We start from the raw sequence: 16,366 nt of genomic DNA, 5'->3' as shown, positions 1-16,366 counted from the left end.
GACCACATGACTGCTCGACTCGACACACCGCGCCTCGATCCCGCCCACCCCGACGCGGTCGCCGAACGCTGGCTCGCGGACTTCGCCGGTGCGCTCCGATCGGGAAACGCCGACGACTACCCGGACGCACTCGCCACCGACGCGTGGTGGCGCGACCTGCTCGCCTTCACCGGCGATCTGCGCAGCCTGCACGGCGAATCGGCGATCCGCCCGCTGCTCACCGGCGCGGCGGATCTCGAGGTCCGCGACGAAGCGCTCGATTCCTCCGTGCCACCGGCGCTGCTGCCGACAGGCGAGGGCCCGCCGGTCGTGCAGCTGCTCTTCCGCCTCACCATCCGGTTCGGACACGTCCGTGGCGTCGCGCGACTGACCCCGGACGACGCGGGCCGCTGGCGCGCGACGGCTGTCCTGACGACGCTCGACAGTCTCTCCGGGGCCGAACCGGCTGTGGGAGAACGCCGTCCGAACGGCGCCCCGGAACCCGGTGAACGCGTCACCACCCACTGGGGTGACCGCCGGCTCCTCGCGAGCGAGTGCACCGAACAGGATCCGGAGGTCCTCGTCATCGGCGCCGGACATTCCGGTCTCGGGCTCGCCGCCTACCTCGGGGCGATGAACGTCCACGCGCTCGTCGTCGAGCGCAACGAGCGCGTGGGTGACAACTGGCGCAACCGCTACGACTCGCTGGTGCTGCACGACCCCGTGTGGTCGAACCATCTGCCGATGATGCCGTTCCCACCCACCTGGCCGGTGTTCACACCGAAGGACAAGATGGGCGACTGGCTCGACATCTACGCCCGAGCCCTGGAACTGAACGTGTGGACCCGCACGGAACTCGTGAGCGCCTCGTACGATCCCGCGACGAAGCGGTGGGAGGTGCTGCTCGACCGCGGAGGTGAACGGCGGGTGCTGCGCCCGCAGCACGTGGTCCTGGCCACCGGCCTGAGCGGCACCGAGCCGCTCGTACCGGACATCCCCGGGACCGGAGAATTCGCGGGCGAGCTGCTGCATTCCGGCCGGTACACGACGGACCCACGACGGAGCGGCCGTGATGTCGTCGTCATCGGCACCGGGAACAGCGGCCACGACATCGCCCAGGACCTGTACAACACCGGCGCTCACGTGACCCTCGTCCAGCGGGGTCCGACCTACGTCGTCGGCGGCACCACCGTGGTCGACGTCATGCTGAAACCCGCCTACGGCGAGAACACCGCGCCCACCGAGATCGCCGACCTCGTCGGTGCGTCGTTCGCGCGGCGGGACCAGGGATTCGTCGACGGCCTGCGCACCGCCGTCGCGGCCATGGCCGACATCGATCGCGACCTGCTCGATGCCCTGAGCGCCCGGGGATTCCGTCATCACCTGGGCGACGGCGGGACCGGAGCGATGGACCTCTTCCTCACCCGGAACGGCGGCTACTACATCGACGTCGGAGCGTCCCGGCTCGTCGCCGACGGGTCGATCGGACTGGTCGCAGGGAAGACCGTGGAACGGTTCGTTCCCGAGGGAGTGGTCATGTCGGACGGCACCGTCGTACCCGCCGACAGCGTTGTGTTCGCCACCGGGTTCCGGGGCATCCTCGACACTGCCCGACGCGTCCTGGGCGACGCCGTCGCCGACCAATGCGGACCGGTCTGGGGTCTCGACGACGAGGGCGAGATCCGGTCGGTGTGGCGACGTTCGGGTCACGACGGATTCTGGTTCAGCGGCGGCAATCTCACCCTCGCCCGCATCTACAACAAGTACCTTGCTCTCCAGATCAAGGCCGACCTGGACGGCATCGACCTGCCGTCCGTTCCCTGACCCTGCACCTCGAGTACATCGGAGACCGACACATGCGCGCCGACGACATCAACGAGATCATCCGCATCACCCATCTCTACGCCCGTGGCCTCGATCGATTCGACCCCAAGGAGGCACTGTCCGCCTTCGCACCCGACGGAGCGTGGGACGCCAGCGCCGTCGGCCTGACCCGGTACGAGGGGCACGAGCAGATCCTCGACTTCTTCGAGCGGGACGCACAGGCAGTGGACAAGCAGTTCCACATCATCACCAACCACGTCATCGACTTCGAGGACGACGACCACGCCACCGGTACGAACTACGTCTTCTCCGAAGCGGAGATGAAGAACGGCGCCGCCATCAAGGCAATCGCGCTCAACGAGGACCGCTACGTCCGCACCGCCGACGGCTGGAAGATCGCCGAGCGGATCATCACCGGCCTCACCACGCCGCAGATGGACGGTTTCGACGCCTGACCGGAGCACGGCAGCGGCACATGCGGCAGGGTGGGGACTTCGCGGTCCCCACCCTGTCGCATGTCTCGGCTCAGATGTCCTTGGTGATCTCGTAGAAGTCGAACGAGACGCCGGCCTGCGCAAAGTTCTCGAGGTCGGCGGCGCCCTGCTGCCCTTCCGGAGACGCCATGTCGGCGAGCATGGCTTCCTTGCTGTCCCAGTCGCACACCGCGACCAGGAAGTGCGGCGGGGTGCTGCCGTCGGGGGTGGAGCACACGCCCCATTCGTAGTTCCGGATCCCCTGCTGCTTCAGCGCGAGCTTGGAGTGCACGTTGCGGTAGTGCTCGAGGAACTTCTCGGGATCCTCGGGGTGGTTGTACGCGGCGACGAGTCGGTACATGTCGACCTCTTTCCATGGTGGATTCGGAGATTTCCGTGTGGAACAGCCCCGCACACGGGGGTGTGGAACGGCCCCGCACACGGGGGTGTGGAACGGCCCCGCACACGGGGTGGCGCGACGACGCCCGCCAAATATATCCGCTCTACACCTTTGATTATATCCATTCGCATTGATAGAGTGATACCCGTCACAGACTTTTCCGCGAGCGGACGACCATCCGGCCGCACCGCGCTCCCGCCTGGCACACCGAAACCGCGAGCCTGGCGGTGACATCGGCACATCCGATCGAATCCCCCAGTCAGAGAGGTCATCCGATGACTGCAACCCCCAACTTCTCAACATCCGCAATCGAGGTCGACGCCGTCGTCGTCGGCGCCGGCTTCGCAGGCCTGTACCTGTTGTGGAAGCTGCGCAGGCACGGTTACACCGCCGTCGCGCTCGACAAGGGCGAGGAGGTCGGCGGCACCTGGCATTGGAACCGCTACCCCGGCGCCCGCTGCGACGTGGACAGCCACGACTACTCGTTCGGATTCGACGAGGAACTCGAGCAGGAGTGGGAGTGGAGCGAGCGCTACCCGTCGCAGCCCGAGCTGCAGGCGTATCTCTCGCACGTCGCCGACCGGTTCGACCTGCGCCGCGACATCCGTCTCGAAACCAACGTCACCGAAGCCCGTTTCGACGAGGGCGAGCAGAAGTGGCACGTCCGTACCGACAAGGGCGACGAGTACGTTTCACGGTTCTGCCTCATGGCCGTCGGCTGCCTGTCGGTCCCCAAGGACGTCGACGTCCCGGGCCTCGACAAGTTCCAGGGGCCGATCTACCGCACCAGCGAGTGGCCGGAGGAGGGAGTGGACTTCACCGGTCTCCGGGTCGCCGCCGTCGGCACCGGATCCTCCGGCGTGCAGGCCATCCCGGAGATCGCCAAGCAGGCCGGCAAGCTGACCGTGCTGCAGCGCACCGCCAACTTCGTCATTCCCGCCCGCAACCACAAGCTCGACCCGGAGTTCGTCGCGAACGTCAAGGCGAACTACCGCGAGCGACGCCGTGCGTGCCGGACCGCCGCCGCGGGCTGCATCCGCGACGACAACCCCAAGGCCGCGTTCGACGTCAGCGACGAAGAGCGGTGGGCCGAGTACGAGAAGCGTTGGCAGGGCGGCGGAATTGCCTTCCTCGGCGCGTTCGCGGACCTGATGGTGGACCAGCGGGCGAACGACTCGGTCTGTGACTTCATCCGGGCCAAGATCGACGAGATCGTCGACGACCCGGACGTCGCGGACAGCCTCAAGCCGTTCGGCTACCCGATGGGTGCGAAGCGGCCCGTCGTCGGCACCGACTGGTACGAGACCTTCAACCGCGACAACGTCGAACTGGTCGACCTGCGCAAGAAGCCCCTCGACAGCTTCACCGAACACGGCATGCATCTCGCCGACGGCACCGAGTACGAGTTCGACGCCGTCGTGCTCGCCACCGGGTTCGACGCCTTCACCGGCGCGTTCACCCAGATCGACATTCGCGGCCGGGGCGGCCTGCCCTTGCAGAAGGCGTGGCAGGAGGGCCCGAAGACGCACCTCGGCCTGGGCACCGCCGGATTCCCCAACATGTTCATCATCGCCAACGTCGGCAGCCCGTCGGTGCTGTCGAACATGGTGACCGCCATCGAGCAGCACGTCGAGTGGACGGTCGAGACCATGGACCACATGCGCGAGCACGGACTGACCACGATCGAGGCCACCGAGGAAGCGCAGAACGCGTGGGTCGAGACGGTCGAGGAGATCGCGAACATGACCCTGTGGCCGCAGGGCGAGTCCGGGTCGTGGTACCGCGGCGCGAATGTGCCCGGTAAGCCGCAGATCTTCATGCCGTACGCCGGCGGAATCGTGCTCTACGAGCAGACGTGGAATGAGGTCCGGGACGCCGACTTCAAGGGATTCGTCCTGGCCTGATGCGGCGGATCTCGCGCCGGGCGATCGCGACCAGCGATCGCCCGGCGCTTTTCGCTGCGTCGTTCGTGTCGCGCGGGTGGATCTCGCGCCGAGCGGGAGGATCTCGCGCCGAAACGCGAGAAGCGACGACGACAACCTCCCGCTCGACGCAGCAACCTCCCGCTCATCGCCGACGGACACCGAAACGGGGGTGCGGGCCCGAAGCCCGCACCCCCGTCGTGGTGTCCGTCAGATCAGCTTCGCGAGCGCGAATGCCTGCCGGGTGGCGAAGACCAGTCGGCGCGGTGCGTAGGCGTCACCGAGGATGTGCACCTCCCGCTCGCCCTCTGCAGCCGGGCCGTCCTTGATGCTCTCGTACAGGCCGGCGTCCCCGATGCCACCGCAGGCGAGCACCACCGAGTCGAAGCCGTCGACCTGGTGCGTGCGGCCCGAGTAGACGTTGCGGGTGACCACCCCGGTCGGGGTGATCTCGACGACGTCCTCCATGAACCGGTACTGCACGCCCTTCTCGTCGAGGCGCCCGAGGATCGCACCGACGATGTAGCGGCCGAGCAGCTGGCCCGCGACCTGAGTCGCGTAGACGATGGTGACGTCGTGACCGCGATCGGTGAGGAAGTCGGCGAGCGACAGCGGCGGCATGTGATCGTCCTGCGCGACGATCAGGACCCGCTTGCCGACCGCGGCGTCGCCGTTCAGGACGTCGCGGATGTCGGCGACGTTGTCGCCGTACACGCCCGGGATGTCCGGGATCCGGCGGGTGGAGCCGGTGGCGACCGCCACCACGTCGAATCCGGCGGCCTCGATCTCCGCCTTCGTCGCCGCGTGCCGGTAGTCGATCTTCACGCCCGCCCGCTCGAGCCGGCGCTGCTGCCAGTCCAGGTACTTCTCGAACATGTCGTACGTGGGCGCGTTGATCGCGGTGCGCAGCTGGCCGCCGAGCACGTCGGACGCCTCCCACAACTCCACGTCGTGGCCCTTCTCCCGGGCCAGGGCCGCGAACTCCATGCCCGCCGGGCCGCCACCGACGACGAGCACGCGCCGGGGGTCGGTCACGGTGGGCCACGGCCCGTCGACCTCGTTGCTGGTGACGGGGTTGACCGCGCAGCCGAACGGCAGGCCCTCGACGTAGCGGCGGCTGATGCACTCGTTGCCGCCGACGCAGGGCCGGATCTCGTCGACGCGGCCGGTGCGGACCTTCTCGATGATCGACGGCTCGGCGATGTGCGCGCGGGCCATGCCGACGACGTCGGCGTCGCCGGCCGCGAGGATCCGTTCGGCGACGTCGGGGTGGTTGATGCGGCCCGTGTGCACGACGGGCAGCGACACCGCCCGCTTGAGCTGCCCGGCGAGATCGCTCCACTGGCCGGCCTCGTAGAAGTGCGGCTGGATGTAGGACGGGTTGCCCCACGGGCTGCCCACCACGCTGTGGAAGTAGTCGACGAGGCCGGTGCTCTCGAGGTACTGCGCGATCTCGATGGCCCCGGTGATGTCGTAGCCGCCCGGGACCTCCTCGCGCAGGTTCAGCCGGATGCCGATGACCATGGACGATCCGATCACGTCGCGGATGGCCCGCAGCACCTCGACCGCGAACCGGCAACGGTTCTCGATCGAGCCGCCGTACTCGTCGTCGCGCTTGTTGGTCAGCGGCGAGAGGAAGTACTCGAGCAGATCGTCGTGGTTCATGTGGAGTTCGACGCCGTCGAGGCGTGCCTTCTGGGCCTGCTCCGCACAGAACTTGTACTGGCCGACGAAGTAGGCGATCTCCTCCCGGTTCAGCTTGTGCGGAACGTTGTTGATCACCGGAGCGCTCAGGACCGACGACGCACCATGCGGCATGCCGCCCTGGTGGACCATCTGCCCCGTCGCCACCGCGCCCTCGGCGTGCAGGGCATCGGAATACGCCTGTACGCGTTCGACGAAGATCGGCAGGCTGTAGTGGCCCTCGACCGTGGCGCCGACGCCGGTGGGCTCGAACCCCGGGATCACCCCGGTGTTCGGAACCCAGGCGCTGAGGCTGTCGAACCACGCGGCTCCGCCCCTCGCCCGGGACACGTAGTAGGCGAGGTTGCGTTCGGCGTCGGCCTCGGACCCGAAGATGTTGCCGATCGCCGAGGCGTGCGGCGGCAGCACCACGCGGTTGCGCAGTTTCATCGGGCCGATCTGGAACGGCGAGAGCAGGTGGGCGTAGGCGGAGTCCGGATCCGCGGTCATATTGTTCACTCCTTGTTCGGTCGAGGCCCGAGCGAGCCGCCGCGTCCGTCGCCCGGCATCCTGGTCGAGTCGTGACTGACCGCGATGCGAACGGGACGGACTTCCAGGACGACTCGGTTGGGGCTGTCCAGCAGTCGCTGGAAGGCTGCGGGATCGGTCGGAGCATGGCGCTGCGCGAACGCCGCATAGAACCAGCGCTTGGTCTCCGCGTCGGCGTGGACGGTGACGCGGCCGCGGACGGCGAGCATCCGCCTGCCGGGCAGGCCGGTGCCGGCATTCGAGATCACGAGCGTCACGCGGGATTCGCGCATCGCCGCACGTACGTGCGCGCGGTCCTTCGCGGCGGTGAGCCAGAACCGGTCGTCGTGGTGCAGGTAGCTCATCACCACCCCGGCGGGCCACCCGGCCGCCGTACTGAAGGCGAAGGTACATTCGGTCTGCGCCGCAACGAGTTCGGCGATGCCCTCCTCGTCGACCCGCAGCGTACGCAGATCCTCGTTGTCGTCGATTCCGACGGCCATCGTCACATCACTTCACGTACGCGCCGGCGTCCACCGGGAAGGTGACTCCGGTGACGTACCGTGCCTCGTCGCTGCCGAGGAACAGCACCGCGTTGCTGATGTCGATCGATTCGACCCAGGGCACCGGCAGCGTGTTCAGCGACATGAACCCCGGCATCGCCTTCTCCTGCGACGGCTCCGGATCCCCCGGGGAGAACATGCCGTACGTCCCGGGATTCTGGATCATGATGGTGTCGACGTTCGTCGGGTGGATGGTGTTGACCCGGATGCTGTGGGGACCGAGCTCGTTCGCCATGGTCCGCATGAGCCCGACGATGCCGTGCTTGGCGGCGACGTAGTGGGCGACCTGCTGAATGCCCTTGAGGCCACCGATCGAACTGGTGAACATGATGGACCCACCGCGGCCCTGCTCGATCATCGTGGGGATCGCGACGACCGCGGTGTTGAAGACGCCGGTGAGGTTGACGTCGATCATGTCGCGCCACTGCTCGGCGGTGAGTTCCCACGAGCGGCCGTAGGTGGCGATGCCGGCGTTGGCGACCACGATGTCGACGCCGCCGAGCTGCGCCACCCCGTCGTCGAAGGCGCGCTGCAGCGCCGCGCGGTCTCGGACGTCGGCGCGGTGCGCCACGATCCGCCGGTCGAGGGCCTCGACGAGCCGGACGGTCTCCTTGAGCTCGTCCTCGGTGGCCAGCGGGTAGTACGGGGTCACCGAGTCGATGTTCTCGCAGATGTCGACCGCGATGATGTCGGCGCCCTCCTCGGCGAGCCGCAGCGCGTGGCTGCGACCCTGGCCGCGGGCGGCCCCGGTGATGAACGCGACCTTGCCTTCTACTCGTCCTGCCATGATTGTCGCCCCTCTCGTGGGAAATGGTGTCTAGCGATCGGCGGGGAACCGGACGGTTCCGGTGCCTTCGAGAACGCGCGCTCCGCCGAGGACGTCGAGCGTGAGGTCGCAGCGCACCAGGAGGCCGTCGGCTGTCTCCTCCACGTCGGTCACCACGCCCGCGGCCCGCAGCCTGTCACCCTCGAATACGTTGCCGAGGAACCTGAACCGGTATCCGGTGACCCGGTCCACGCCACCGGCCCAGGAGCCGAGCATGGACACGACGTAGGCGATGTTGCTCGGGCCCTGATTGACCGTGCGGTCGCCGAGGCCCAGCGCGCTCGCCGCCTTCCGATCGAAATGGATCGGGTTCGGGTCCCGCATGAGCGCCGAGAGGGTCTTCATCCGGGCCGGATCCACCGCGTCGATGGTGCGCTCGGGAATCTTCTGTCCGACGGTCGGTTTCATGCGTTCTCTCCTCGCCGCGGGAACACGATCGAGTTGGTGGTGGAGGCACAGTGCGCGCCGTCCTCGTCGTGCAGGTCGAGACGGTAGCCGACGATGTCGAAGACGCCGGTGCGCCGGCCCACCTTGCGCGTCGCGGAGACGATCTCGCCCGAGACGCGGTAGGTGGCGCCGACGCGCAGCGGCCGGTGCACCACCGTCTCGGTTTCCCCGGCCATCGGGCCGTCGGCCTCGGTGGCCCCGAACACCGCGAACAACTCGTCCCAGCTCCAGCCCATCGCGCCGGTGGCGACGAGGAACACCAGCACCGGGTGCGCACCGCCGTCGGCGGGGTCGGCGAGCATGCTGTCGAGGACGAGGTGCACCCACCACGGCTCGAGCGTGGCCTGGCCGCCGGGGAAGCGGGTGCCGACCAGTTCGGCGAGTTCGGTCTCGGTCGGCACCCGGCGTCCGGTGTCCACGGTCATCGGGCCGCCGTCGCTTCGAGGTACGGCGCCCGCAGGTCCCGCTTCATGATCTTCCCGGTCGGCGCCTTCGGCAGGGCGTCGACGAAGTCGACCGAACGGGGCTTCTGGTAGGAGGCCAGGTTCCGCTTGGCGGTGTCGATGATCTCCTGTTCGGTGGCGGTGTGCCCGGGCTTGAGCACGACGACGGCCTTGACGACCTCGCCCCACTCGTCGTCGGGGATGCCGATGACGGCGCATTCGAGGACTGCGGGATGGGCGCCGATGGCCTCTTCGACCTGGATGCTGTAGATGTTCTCGCCACCGGAGATGATCATGTCCTTGGCCCGGTCGACGATATAGACGTAGTGGTCCTCGTCCCAGACCGCGACGTCGCCGGTCCACATCCAGCCGTCGCGCAGGGTCTGCGCGGTCAGCTCCGGCTTGTTCCAGTAGCCGAGCATGTTGGCCTCGGAGCGGACCACGATCTCGCCGGGGGTCCTGCCGTCCTTGGGGACCTCGTTGCCGTCGAAGTCGACGACCCGGATCGTGGTGCCGAATCCTTCGCGGCCGCAGGACTTCAGCCGGTGCTCGTTGATGCCGTTGACCGCGTCGAGGTGGTCCTCCTGGGACAGGAACGACATGGTCGTGCCCTCGGTCTGGCCGTATCCCTGGATGAGGGTGCACGGGAACGCCTCGAGCGCGCTGCGCACGATCGCGGACGGCATGGGGCCGCCGCCGTACTGGATGTTGCGCAGGCTCGACAGGTCGTAGGAGTCGAAGTTCTCCACGGCCATCATCCAGTTCAGCATCGTGGTGATGCCGAGGAACGCCGAGACCCGTTCCGACTCGATGATCTCGAGCGCCTGCTTGGCCTCGAAATTGACCAGCACGACCGGACATCCGTGCTTCATGTAGTTCATCGAGAGCACCACCGGGATGTGGTACATCTGGCCGGTGAGCATGTAGACGTCGGTCGGAACGACCCGCTCGGCGACGGTCTGGTTGAGCATGCCGGCGGCCGCGCTGGTGTGCGAGTGCAGCGCGCCCTTGGACTCGCCGGTGGTGCCGCCGGTGTAGAGGATGAAGAACGGGTCGTCTCCCCCGACGCTCGGCGTCCAGATCGGTTCGGCCGGGCTGGAGCTCGCGAGCAGCTCCTCGTACGTCCCGCTTCCGCCCGGGCCGAACTCGAGCCAGTGGTCGACCGTGGTGGATCGACTCAGTTCCTCTGCCACGGACCGGAACTCGGAGGCGGTGATGAGCACCTTCGGGGTGGCGTCGGCGACGAGCCCGAGCAGGGACGGAGTTGCCAGCCGCCAGTTCAGCGGCTGCAGGATCAGTCCCGCTCGGCCGACGGCGAAGAACAGTTCCTGGAACTCGATGCTGTTCTTGGTCAGCACGGCGACGCGGTCGCCCTTCTCCAGGCCGAGTCCGCGCAGTCCGTTCGCCAGGCGCCGGACGCGCTCGTCGAGGTCGGCGAACGTGATGCGGCGATCGTTGGGGACGTCGTACAACGCCATGCGGTTCGGGGTGAGGGCGGCCCACTTGGCGGGGATGAGGCCCTGGTTCATCGTCATGGGTGTCTCCGGATGCGGGAGGGTTCAGTACGGGAGGTCGAGGGCGATGTGCCGCTTGGTGAGCACCCAGTCGCCGCCGCTCCGGGTCCACTCGTCCTCGTACTTGCCCGTGGACAACACCTTCAGCGCACCGTTCTCCGCGGAGGTGATGAGCAGGTAGGACACCGTGCGGACGTTCTTCTCGTCGATCTCGTCGATCAGCAGATTGGTGGTGATGTGCCGCCGCTGGTCGGTCTGCGACTCGTGCGCGCCGCGGAACAGGCCCATGATCTCCTCGCGGCCGTTCAGCGGCCCGATGAGGTCGCCGTCGCCGATCTTCATGGTGAACACGGCGGTTTCGCCGAAGACGCGCTCGACGCCGTCCATGTCGCCGTCGTCGTAGGCGAGCGCGTAGCGGGCGAGGGCGTTTTCGATTTCGTTCCTGAGCGACATTACGACTACTCCTGCCGAGGGGAGGGAAGGAAGGGAGGTGTGATGGCAGTCACTTTATACTAATCATGCGCATTGTCTAGGGGTACGAGGACCCCAGTTTCCGCGCCGAGGGACGGCGATCGACCCTATTCGAACATCGGGCTAATCGGACACAGTCCAGGTGTCGTGCCCGGTCAACAAGGACTGCAGGGAGTCTCGGCGGTCGAGACCGCCGGTGCGGGCGCTCTCGTTCTGCTCCCGCACCAGGTCGTCGTACGTCGGACGGGCAACGCTGCGGAACACGCCGAACACGGTGTGTTCGAGGTCCTGGTCGGACAGCCGCGACAGCGCGAAGGCGTACTCCGGATCGTCGGCGTGCGCATCGTGCACCACGATCGCACCCGGGTCGGCCGTCGCCGTGTCCACCACGCGCAGTCCGAATCCGTCACGGACGACGCACTTCTGGCCCTCGGCGCCGAACACGATCGGCTCACCGTGGCGCAGCGGGATCACCCGCTGCTCGGCGTCCTCCTTGCGCAGCACGTCGAAGGAGCCGTCGTTGAAGATCGGGCAGTCCTGATAGATCTCGACGAACGAGGTGCCCCGGTGCTCGGCTGCGCGGCGCAGCACGTCGGTCAGACCCTTGCGGTCGGAGTCGAGCGCTCGGGCCGCGAAGGTGGCCTCGGCACCGAGAGCGAGGGACAGCGTGTTGAACGGGTGGTCCACCGAACCCATCGGCGTGGACTTGGTGATCTTCCCGACCTCGGACGTGGGCGAGTACTGCCCCTTCGTCAGGCCGTAGATCCGGTTGTTGAACAACAGGATCGTGAGGTTCACGTTGCGGCGCAGCGCATGGATCAGGTGGTTTCCGCCGATCGAGAGGGCATCGCCGTCACCGGTGACCACCCACACCGACAGGTCGGGCCGGGTGACGGCCAGACCGGTCGCGATCGCCGGCGCACGGCCGTGGATGGAGTGCAGGCCGTAGGTCTCGAGGTAGTACGGGAACCGGCTCGAACAGCCGATGCCCGAGACGAACATCAGGTTCTCGCGCCGCAGGCCGAGTTCGGGCAGGAAGTTACGGATCGCGGCCAGAATGACGTAGTCACCGCAGCCCGGGCACCAGCGCACCTCCTGGTCGCTCGTGAAGTCCTTGGCCTTCTGCGGGGTGTCGGTCGTCGGGACGAGCGCGGTGGCACTCAGTCCGAGATCGGTGCCCACGCGGCTGATCAACTCGGTCATGCCGATTCCTCCTCGCGGTCCGGCTCCGGACGGTACTCGGCCGCAGCCAGCGCGGCGGTGGTCTTGGCGTGTTCCAGCTCGCGCAGGGTGCCGGCGAGCGCGGCATCGATCGCGTCGACGATCTCGTCGGCGAGGAAGGCCAGGCCCTGAACCTTGGTCACCGGCTGGACGTCGACAAGGTAGCGCGCCCGCAGCACACTCGTCAGCTGTCCCAGGTTCATCTCGGGCGCGATCACCGTGCGGTACCGGCCGAGCACCTCACCGAGGTTGCGCGGCAACGGGTTCAGGTGCCGCAGGTGCAGGTGGGCGACCGCGGTGCCGCGACGCCGGGCCCGGCGGCACGCCTCGCCGATCGGCCCGTAGGAACTGCCCCATCCCACGATCAGCAGTTCCGCCTGCCCCGACGGATCGTCGACCTCGGCGTCCGGGACCGAGATCCCGTCGATCTTCGCCTGGCGCAGGCGCACCATCAGATCGTGGTTGGCCGGGTCGTAGGAGATGTTGCCGCTGCCGTTCGCCTTCTCGAGGCCACCGATCCGGTGCTCGAGGCCGGGCGTTCCGGGGATCGCCACGGTGCGGGCCAGGGTTTCGCGGTCCCGGGCGTAGGGGCGCAGGGGCGCACCACCGGCGTCCGGGCCCGTCTCGTAGCCCGGCTCGATCGGGGCGAGCTCGTCTACCCGCGGGATCTGCCAGGGTTCGGAGCCGTTGGCGATGGCGCCGTCGGACAGCAGCAGCACCGGGGTCCGGTAGGTCAGGGCGATGTGGGCCGCCTCGACCGCGGTGGCGAAGCAGTCGGCCGGCGAGCGCGGCGCGAGCACCGCGACCGGCGACTCACCGTTGCGCCCGTACAGCGCCTGCAGCAGGTCGGATTGCTCGGTCTTGGTCGGCAGGCCCGTCGACGGTCCGCCGCGCTGCACGTCGATCACCACGAGGGGGATTTCGGTCATCACGGCCAGGCCGATGGCCTCGCTCTTGAGGGCCAGGCCCGGACCGGAGGTGCTGGTGACGCCCAGGGCGCCGCCGATGGAGGCCCCGACTGCCGCGCCGATGGCGGCGATCTCGTCCTCCGCCTGGAAGGTGGTCACGCCGAGGCTGCGGTGCTTGGTCAGCTCGTGCAGGATGTCGGAGGCGGGAGTGATCGGATACGTCCCGAGGAACACCTCGAGCCCGGACAGCTCACCGGCGGCCACCAGGCCGTAGGCCAGGGCGGTGTTGCCGGTGATCTGCCGGTACGTACCGGGCGGCAGGTCCGCCTTGGCCACCTCGAACGTCGTCGCGAACGTCTCCGTGGTCTCGCCGTAGTTCCACCCGGCGTGGAATGCGAGCAGGTTGCCCTGGGCGACCTGCGGCTTCTTGGCGAACTTCGTGCGCAGGAACTCCTCGATCCGCCCCACCGGCCGGTTGTACATCCACGACAGCAGCCCGAGCGCGAACATGTTCTTCGCGCGTTCCCCGTCCTTGCGGCTCAGGCCGGCCGGCTCGACCGCCCCGACCGACAGGCTCGACATCGGCACCTGGTGGATCACGAACTCGTCGAGGCTGCCGTCCTCGAGCGGGCTGGCGGCGTAGCCGACCTTGGACAGGTTGCGCTTGGTGAACTCGTCGGTGTTGACGATGACGGTGCCGCCGCGCGGCAGGTCGCCGATGTTCGCCTTCAGCGCCGCCGGGTTCATCGCGACGAGGACGTCCGGGCGATCACCCGCGGTGAGGATGTCGTGGTCCGCGATCTGGATCTGGAACGACGACACGCCGGGCAGCGTGCCCTGCGGTGCCCGGATCTCGGCGGGGAAGTTCGGCTGCGTCGCGAGGTCGTTGCCGAACGCGGCCGCTTCGGAGGTGAACCGGTCGCCGGTCAGCTGCATGCCGTCGCCCGAGTCGCCCGCGAAGCGGATGACGACTCGCTCCAGCTTGGTGGTGTTCGCGTCCGTTGTCATGGGTGCCTGCCTCTGGTCCGCATTCTGCCCCTAATGGGCTTCCTTCACGAGTTGCTTGGCCAGGGAATCGAAGATCACCTCGGTCGAGCCCTCGTAGATCCGCATGGGACGGGCCTCCCGGTAGAGGCGCTCGAGCTTCCCGCCGCGCACGAGCCCGAAGCGGCCCATGATCTGCACCGAGCGGTCGACGACGCGGGCGGCCGCCTCGGTGGCGCCGACCTTTGCCATCGACGACAGGTGCAGATTGGCGCGTGCGTCGCGGGCCGACGCGGCGGCCGCGCGGTAGGTCAGCGAGCGCGCCATCTCGATGTCGGTCCAGCAGGAGGCGAGGTGCTCGGGCACCGATCCGAGACGCGCGAGGCTGACGCCGAAGCCCTCCCGGGTCTTGGCGTGGGCGACCGCCTCGTCCAGCGCGGCCTGGGCCACGCCGACGGCGGCGCCGGCCACGGACACGCGGAACGTGGCGAGGGTGGCGAGGACGAGCCCGAAGCCCTTGCCCGGTTCCCCGATGCGGTTGCCGACCGGTACCTCGACGTTCTCGAGGATGACGTCGCTGAGCACGTGGGGCGCGATGATCTGGTGCGGGCGCTCGATGCGCAGGCCGGGCGCGTCGGCCGGGACCAGCACGAGGGAGTATCCGTCGCCCTCGCGGGCGAGGATGCTGTAGAAGTCCGCGTCGCCGCCGTTGGTGATGAAGGACTTGTGCCCGTCGACGATCAGCTTGCCGTCGCGCTCGACGACGGTGGTGCTGAGTGCCTTGAGATCGGAGCCGACGTGCGGCTCCGTCAGGCCCAGCGCGGCCACGGCCTCGAGCCGGGCCACCTTGGGCAGCCACTCCGCCTTGAGTTCCTCGGAGCCGCCGACGCTGATGCAGTAGCTGCCGATGCCCTGCATGCCGAACATGGAGTCGAGGTGGGCCGACTCGGCGGCGAGGGCCTCGCGCACGATGGTCACCGCGAGCGAGTCGACCTTCTCGAAGCGACCACCGTAGGCAGCCGGCACGACGACCTCGGTGAGCCGGGACGCGGTCAGCCGCTTGCGGACGTCCGGATCGAAGCTGTCCGCCTCGTCGGCGCGCGCGGCGATGTCGGCACACTCGGCCGCGAGGTCCCGGGCTTCCCGCTGGAGGTCGAGGTACCGCTGCGGCAGGGCGAACAGGTCCTGCTGGTCGTCACTCACCTTGTACTCCGTTCTGGCGATGCGTCCGATCCACCGGGTGCGACACGGCGGTGTGACTCGGCGCGGTCTCGGCCATTGTCGTGAACTGGATCACTATCCGCTAATCTATGATCACAATAGCAAGGAATTGGGTACCGTCAACCAGGACCAGTGGAGGAACTCGATGACCGATTCAACAACCGGCCGGACCCGCCCGGGGTTCGACCCCGTCCGCGCGTTCGATCTGACCGACCGCACGGCGATCGTCACCGGCGGCAGCCGGGGCCTCGGCCGCGCCATGGCGTTCGGGCTGGCTCGCGCCGGCTGCGACGTCGTCATCGCCAGCCGTGACCTGGCCTCCTGCCAGGCCACCGCCGACGAGATCACCGAGGAGACGGGACGCAAGACGCTTGCGCATTCGTTCCACGTCGGACGATGGGAATCGATCGAGGAACTCGTCGAGGCGGCCTACGGTCACTTCGGGAAGATCGACGTGCTGATCAACAACGCGGGCATGTCCCCGCTGTACGACAGTCTCGACACCGTCAGCGAAACGCTGTTCGACAAGGTGATCGGGGTGAACCTCAAGGGCCCGTTCCGGCTCGCGGCACTCGTCGGAACCCGCATGGCGCAGGGCGACGGCGGATCCATTATCAACATTTCCAGCGCCGGGTCCGTGCACCCCAGGCCGGACATCCTTCCCTACGCCGCCGCCAAGGCCGGACTCAACGCCGTTACGATCGGCATGGCGCACGCGTTCGGTCCCACGGTGCGCAGCAACGCAATCATGGCCGGCACCTTCCTCACGGACGTGAGCAACTCGTGGGACATGGAGGCGTTCTCCCAGCGGGCGCAGCGCTTCGCCGCCAAGCGCGGCGGACAGCCCGACGAGATCGTCGGCGCCGCCCTCTACCTCGCGAGCGACGCCTCGAGTTTCACGACCGGCTCCATCGTCACCGTCGACGGCGGCCACCCCTGATCCACCCGGAAGGACACGA

General features: G+C 68.2%; 15 protein-coding genes. 4 read left to right on the top strand and 11 right to left on the bottom strand.

The genetic code is table 11. From position 1 onward, the window contains the following. Positions 1 to 6: 6 nt before the first annotated feature. Positions 7 to 1,803, top strand: coding sequence for a flavin-containing monooxygenase (locus tag A4U64_RS26530; protein WP_065923359.1), 1,797 nt, complete (start codon positions 7 to 9; stop codon positions 1,801 to 1,803). A gap of 32 nt (positions 1,804 to 1,835) precedes the next feature. Further along, positions 1,836 to 2,258: a nuclear transport factor 2 family protein gene (locus A4U64_RS26525; RefSeq protein ID WP_006934087.1), complete on the top strand. Its 423-nt coding sequence runs from the start codon at positions 1,836 to 1,838 to the stop codon at positions 2,256 to 2,258. Positions 2,259 to 2,328: 70 nt separating this feature from the next. Here A4U64_RS26525 and A4U64_RS26520 read toward each other — a convergent pair whose 3' ends face one another. Then, positions 2,329 to 2,637: an EthD family reductase gene (locus A4U64_RS26520; RefSeq protein ID WP_006934089.1), complete on the bottom strand. Its 309-nt coding sequence runs from the start codon at positions 2,635 to 2,637 to the stop codon at positions 2,329 to 2,331. A 314-nt stretch (positions 2,638 to 2,951) separates the two neighbouring features. Here A4U64_RS26520 and A4U64_RS26515 point away from each other — a divergent pair, with 314 nt between their 5' ends. Beyond that, positions 2,952 to 4,580, top strand: a complete 1,629-nt coding sequence (locus A4U64_RS26515) for a flavin-containing monooxygenase (protein ID WP_006934092.1) — start codon at positions 2,952 to 2,954, stop codon at positions 4,578 to 4,580. 228 nt (positions 4,581 to 4,808) lie between these two features. On the opposite strand, the gene A4U64_RS26510 is transcribed toward A4U64_RS26515, so the two are convergent. The 10 genes from A4U64_RS26510 to A4U64_RS26465 all read right to left on the bottom strand — a co-directional run bounded on the left by A4U64_RS26510 (position 4,809) and on the right by A4U64_RS26465 (position 15,389). Beyond that, entirely contained in the window at positions 4,809 to 6,791 is a 1,983-nt protein-coding gene (locus A4U64_RS26510) for an oxidoreductase (RefSeq protein WP_065923358.1), read from the bottom strand. Positions 6,792 to 6,796: 5 nt separating this feature from the next. After that, the gene (locus tag A4U64_RS26505) at positions 6,797 to 7,312 is read right to left on the bottom strand and encodes a pyridoxamine 5'-phosphate oxidase family protein (RefSeq protein WP_006934096.1); all 516 of its coding nucleotides are present in this window, start codon (positions 7,310 to 7,312) and stop codon (positions 6,797 to 6,799) included. A gap of 7 nt (positions 7,313 to 7,319) precedes the next feature. Then, positions 7,320 to 8,159 (bottom strand): mycofactocin-coupled SDR family oxidoreductase, encoded by an 840-nt coding sequence (locus A4U64_RS26500; RefSeq protein ID WP_006934097.1) that lies wholly within the window; start codon positions 8,157 to 8,159, stop codon positions 7,320 to 7,322. Between the two features lie 30 nt (positions 8,160 to 8,189). Further along, positions 8,190 to 8,606 carry a MaoC family dehydratase gene (locus A4U64_RS26495; protein WP_006934099.1) on the bottom strand — a complete coding sequence of 139 codons (417 nt, stop codon included), beginning with the start codon at positions 8,604 to 8,606 and terminating at the stop codon, positions 8,190 to 8,192. Then, positions 8,603 to 9,070: a hypothetical protein gene (locus tag A4U64_RS26490; RefSeq protein WP_043802042.1), complete on the bottom strand. Its 468-nt coding sequence runs from the start codon at positions 9,068 to 9,070 to the stop codon at positions 8,603 to 8,605. Before A4U64_RS26490 ends, A4U64_RS26495 begins: the two co-directional genes overlap by 4 nt. Then, the gene (locus A4U64_RS26485) at positions 9,067 to 10,623 is read right to left on the bottom strand and encodes an AMP-binding protein (protein WP_029546543.1); all 1,557 of its coding nucleotides are present in this window, start codon (positions 10,621 to 10,623) and stop codon (positions 9,067 to 9,069) included. The genes A4U64_RS26490 and A4U64_RS26485 overlap by 4 nt, the downstream gene beginning before the upstream one ends. Before the next feature lie 24 nt (positions 10,624 to 10,647). Next, positions 10,648 to 11,055: a nuclear transport factor 2 family protein gene (locus A4U64_RS26480; protein ID WP_006934104.1), complete on the bottom strand. Its 408-nt coding sequence runs from the start codon at positions 11,053 to 11,055 to the stop codon at positions 10,648 to 10,650. A gap of 141 nt (positions 11,056 to 11,196) precedes the next feature. After that, positions 11,197 to 12,276 (bottom strand): 2-oxoacid:ferredoxin oxidoreductase subunit beta, encoded by a 1,080-nt coding sequence (locus A4U64_RS26475; RefSeq protein WP_043802038.1) that lies wholly within the window; start codon positions 12,274 to 12,276, stop codon positions 11,197 to 11,199. After that, a complete protein-coding gene (locus A4U64_RS26470; RefSeq protein WP_029546545.1) occupies positions 12,273 to 14,210 on the bottom strand; it encodes a 2-oxoacid:acceptor oxidoreductase subunit alpha in 1,938 nt (645 codons plus the stop codon). Before A4U64_RS26470 ends, A4U64_RS26475 begins: the two co-directional genes overlap by 4 nt. Before the next feature lie 30 nt (positions 14,211 to 14,240). Continuing rightward, positions 14,241 to 15,389: an acyl-CoA dehydrogenase family protein gene (locus A4U64_RS26465; protein ID WP_006934114.1), complete on the bottom strand. Its 1,149-nt coding sequence runs from the start codon at positions 15,387 to 15,389 to the stop codon at positions 14,241 to 14,243. A gap of 163 nt (positions 15,390 to 15,552) precedes the next feature. Between A4U64_RS26465 and A4U64_RS26460 the strand changes: the two genes are divergently transcribed. Next, the gene (locus A4U64_RS26460) at positions 15,553 to 16,347 is read left to right on the top strand and encodes an SDR family NAD(P)-dependent oxidoreductase (RefSeq protein WP_029546546.1); all 795 of its coding nucleotides are present in this window, start codon (positions 15,553 to 15,555) and stop codon (positions 16,345 to 16,347) included. The last annotated feature ends 19 nt before the right edge of the window (positions 16,348 to 16,366 follow it).

The sequence above is a fragment of the Rhodococcus sp. WB1 genome, assembly GCF_001700945.1.
Classification (GTDB): Bacteria; Actinomycetota; Actinomycetes; order Mycobacteriales; family Mycobacteriaceae; genus Rhodococcus; species Rhodococcus aetherivorans.
This window is presented reverse-complemented; position numbering and strand designations above follow the sequence as displayed.

Bases quoted from the DNA above. Each gene is read 5' to 3' on its own strand.
- A4U64_RS26530 (WP_065923359.1), top strand. From the start codon at position 7: ATGACTGCTCGACTCGACACACCGCGCCTCGATCCCGCCCACCCCGAC.
- A4U64_RS26525 (WP_006934087.1), top strand. From the start codon at position 1,836: ATGCGCGCCGACGACATCAACGAGATCATCCGCATCACCCATCTCTAC.
- A4U64_RS26520 (WP_006934089.1), bottom strand. From the start codon at position 2,637: ATGTACCGACTCGTCGCCGCGTACAACCACCCCGAGGATCCCGAGAAG.
- A4U64_RS26515 (WP_006934092.1), top strand. From the start codon at position 2,952: ATGACTGCAACCCCCAACTTCTCAACATCCGCAATCGAGGTCGACGCC.
- A4U64_RS26510 (WP_065923358.1), bottom strand. From the start codon at position 6,791: ATGACCGCGGATCCGGACTCCGCCTACGCCCACCTGCTCTCGCCGTTC.
- A4U64_RS26505 (WP_006934096.1), bottom strand. From the start codon at position 7,312: ATGGCCGTCGGAATCGACGACAACGAGGATCTGCGTACGCTGCGGGTC.
- A4U64_RS26500 (WP_006934097.1), bottom strand. From the start codon at position 8,159: ATGGCAGGACGAGTAGAAGGCAAGGTCGCGTTCATCACCGGGGCCGCC.
- A4U64_RS26495 (WP_006934099.1), bottom strand. From the start codon at position 8,606: ATGAAACCGACCGTCGGACAGAAGATTCCCGAGCGCACCATCGACGCG.
- A4U64_RS26490 (WP_043802042.1), bottom strand. From the start codon at position 9,070: ATGACCGTGGACACCGGACGCCGGGTGCCGACCGAGACCGAACTCGCC.
- A4U64_RS26485 (WP_029546543.1), bottom strand. From the start codon at position 10,623: ATGACGATGAACCAGGGCCTCATCCCCGCCAAGTGGGCCGCCCTCACC.
- A4U64_RS26480 (WP_006934104.1), bottom strand. From the start codon at position 11,055: ATGTCGCTCAGGAACGAAATCGAAAACGCCCTCGCCCGCTACGCGCTC.
- A4U64_RS26475 (WP_043802038.1), bottom strand. From the start codon at position 12,276: ATGACCGAGTTGATCAGCCGCGTGGGCACCGATCTCGGACTGAGTGCC.
- A4U64_RS26470 (WP_029546545.1), bottom strand. From the start codon at position 14,210: ATGACAACGGACGCGAACACCACCAAGCTGGAGCGAGTCGTCATCCGC.
- A4U64_RS26460 (WP_029546546.1), top strand. From the start codon at position 15,553: ATGACCGATTCAACAACCGGCCGGACCCGCCCGGGGTTCGACCCCGTC.